Raw genomic sequence first — 3033 nt, 5'->3', positions numbered from 1 at the left:
GCGGGCGTGGGCGTCGCGCAGCCGCGCCGCGGGCGTGTCGGGCCGGTACCGCCGCACGGGGCCTCCTGGGTCGGACCGGACCTCGCGGCCGGGGCTGATCGAACGGCGTAGACAGTAACGCCCGTGGGCGTCCGGGCGGAAAACGCGGTGTGAACGCCGTGACCTGCGACGGTGACGGCCGGGATGTCGGAGGGGTCTGGGACGATGGTGGGCATGGCAGGTTGGGTGGTGGTGGACGTCGAGACGTCGGGGATGACGCCGGCGGTCGACCGTGTGTTGTCGGTGGCCGCGGTGGTGATCGACGACGACGGCGAGGTGGTCGAGGAGTTCACGACCCTGCTCAATCCGGGCGTCGACCCGGGGCCGGTCCACGTGCACGGCCTCACCCCGGCACTCCTCGCGGGCAAACCACGCTTCCCGGACGTGGCCGCGGAGTTGGACCGGGTGCTCGACGGGAGGACGGTCGTCGCCCACAACGCCGCCTTCGACGCGTCGTTCCTCGCAGCCGAGGCCCGCCGGGCAGGACTCCCGGCGCCGCTCGAGCGGTTCCTGTGCACCCTGGATTTCGCCGGTCGGCTGCACCTGTCCACCGCCGACCTCAAACTGTCGACGCTCGCCGCCCACTTCGGGGTGGTGCAGCGGGCCGCGCACGACGCCCACGATGACGCCCTCGTGTTGGCCGGGGTGTTCGCCGGACTGCTCGAGGTGGCCAGGGGCAAGGACGTGCAGCCGAAGCTGCGCGAGCTCGACGCGATGGTGGCGCATCCCGAGACCGGCTACCTGGTGTCCACGGTGTGGGCGGAGGCCCTCGCCGCCCCCAGGCTGTGGCGGCCGGCCGGGCGGCTCAAGCGCGGCGGCGGGCTGGTGCAGGGCATGGAGGTGGTCTTCACCCAGGACGTGGACCGCGATCCGGAGGAGATCGCCGGCCTCGTCGTCGACTCCGGTCTCTACGTCGCCGACCGCATCTCGTCCCGCACGTCCCTCGCAGTGTGCGATGCACCGGGTGCCGTGCGGGGTCGGACCGCGTTCGCCCGCAAGAAGGGGCTCGAGCTGGTGCCGTACGCGCGGTTCGAGGAGATGCTCGCCGCCGTCGCCCCCGGGCGGCCCGTCGCCGGGGCCCAGGCCGTGGACAGTGCGCAGGGGGCGCTCTTCTGACCCCGCGCTCCGCGCTGCTCGGCGCCCGCGTTCCGCGCCTCCAGACCCCCGCGTTCCGCATCGTGGGGCGCTGGCCCGAGGCGGCGCGGCGGAACTGACATGATGGGCGACGGCCACCGTCGTCGACCACAGGAGTACCGCAAGTGCCCGCACCCCAGAACGCCGCCGCCCGTGAGGTCTACGAGAAGGAACGCGCCCACGTCCTGACCCCGTGGTCGGCCTGGGGTTCGAGCGACCCGATGGTCGTCACCGCGGCCGAGGGCTGCCACCTCACCGACGGGGACGGCAACCGGCTGCTCGACTTCACCTCGCAGCTGGTCAACACCAACATCGGCCATCAGCACCCGGTGATCGTCAAGGCCATCCAGGACCAGGCCGCCGAGCTGTGCACCATCAACCCGGCGCACGCCAACGCCGCCCGCGCCGAGGCCGCCCGCCTCGTCGCCGAGGTCGCGCCCGCCGGGATGAACCGCGTGTTCTTCACCAACGCCGGCACCGAGGCCGTCGAGCACGCCGTCCGCATGGCCCGCCGCCACACCGGCCGCCACAAGACCCTGTCGGCGTTCCGCAGCTACCACGGCGCCACCACCACCTCGATGAACCTCACCGGTGACACCCGCCGCTGGGCCAACGACATGGGCAACACCGGCGCCGTGCACTTCCACGCCCCGTTCCTGTACCGCTCGCAGTTCTACGCCGAGAACGACAAGCAGGAATGCGACCGGGCGCTCGAGCACCTCGACTCGCTCATCGGCCTCGAGGGCCCCGACCACTTCGCCGCCCTCATCATCGAGTCGGTGCCCGGCACGGTCGGCATCATGGTGCCGCCCGCCGACTACCTGCGCGGTGTGCGCGAGATCTGCGACAAGTACGGGATCGTCATGATCTGCGACGAGGTGATGTCCGGCTTCGGCCGCACCGGCGAGTGGCTCGCCCTGGACCACTTCCGCTCCGGCGACGACGACTGGGCGCCCGACCTCATCACCTTCGCCAAGGGCTCCAACTCGGGTTACGTCCCGCTCGGCGGCGTCATCCTGCACGACCGCATCGCCGCCTCCTTCGAGACCACGCCCTACACCGGTGGCCTGACCTACGCCGGGCACCCGCTGGCCTGCGCCTCCGTGGTCGCGACGATCAACCTCATGCGCGACGAGAAGATCGTCGAGAACGCGAAGATGATCGGCGAGGACGTCATCGGCCCGCGCCTGCGCGAGCTCGCCGAGAAGCACCCCTCCATCGGCGAGGTCCGCGGCCTCGGCGTGTTCTGGGCGGTGGAGATGGTGGCCGACCGCGAGACGCGCGAGCCCCTCGCGCCCTACGGTGGATCATCGGAGGCCATGGCCCGCACGTTCGGTAAGGCAAAGTCCGACGGCCTGCTGTTGTTCATGAACTACAACCGATTCCACGTGGTGCCGCCGTGCATCATCACCCCGGACGAGGCCAACGAGGGCCTCGACATCTTCGACCGCGCACTCGACGTGGCCGACGAGTACGTGAGGAGCTGACCATTCGATGGCGCTGATATTGCGGCTGATCGTCAACGCCGTCGCCCTGTGGGTGGCGACGCTGATCGTGCCGGGCATCACCCTGCACGAGATCTCCGGGGCCGCAGCCTCTGGCGCCGGCGACATCGAGAACGAGGTGAACGTCCCCACCATCACGGCGCTGCTCGTCGTTGCGGTGGTGTTCACCCTGGTCAACGCGGTGATCAAACCGATCGTTCAGTTGCTGTCGCTGCCGCTGACGATCCTCACCCTGGGCCTGTTCCTGCTGGTGGTCAACGCGCTGATGCTCATGCTCACCGGCTGGATCACCACGACGTTCCAGCCCTTCGGGGCCGAGTACGTGGTGAGCGGGTTCTGGGCGGCGTTCTTCGGC

Annotated in this window: 3 protein-coding genes; all 3 read left to right on the top strand. The window is 70.5% G+C overall.

Going from position 1 to position 3033, the window contains the following annotated elements:
- Nucleotides 1–183 precede the first annotated feature (183 nt).
- Nucleotides 184–1155: an exonuclease domain-containing protein gene (locus G6024_RS13975; protein ID WP_235027919.1), complete on the top strand. Its 972-nt coding sequence runs from the start codon at nt 184–186 to the stop codon at nt 1153–1155.
- Between the two features lie 143 nt (nt 1156–1298).
- The gene (locus G6024_RS13970) at nt 1299–2660 is read left to right on the top strand and encodes an aspartate aminotransferase family protein (RefSeq protein WP_159148965.1); all 1362 of its coding nucleotides are present in this window, start codon (nt 1299–1301) and stop codon (nt 2658–2660) included.
- A gap of 7 nt (nt 2661–2667) precedes the next feature.
- The coding region (locus G6024_RS13965; RefSeq protein ID WP_159148964.1) for a phage holin family protein at nt 2668–3033 on the top strand (366 nt) is incomplete at its 3' end.

Origin of the sequence: Dietzia maris, assembly GCF_014144855.1 — a bacterium.
GTDB lineage: Bacteria > Actinomycetota > Actinomycetes > Mycobacteriales > Mycobacteriaceae > Dietzia > Dietzia kunjamensis.
This window is presented reverse-complemented; position numbering and strand designations above follow the sequence as displayed.

What these genes read in the sequence shown, in the direction of transcription:
- G6024_RS13975 (WP_235027919.1), top strand. Translation starts at nt 184, where the DNA reads ATGTCGGAGGGGTCTGGGACGATGGTGGGCATGGCAGGTTGGGTGGTG.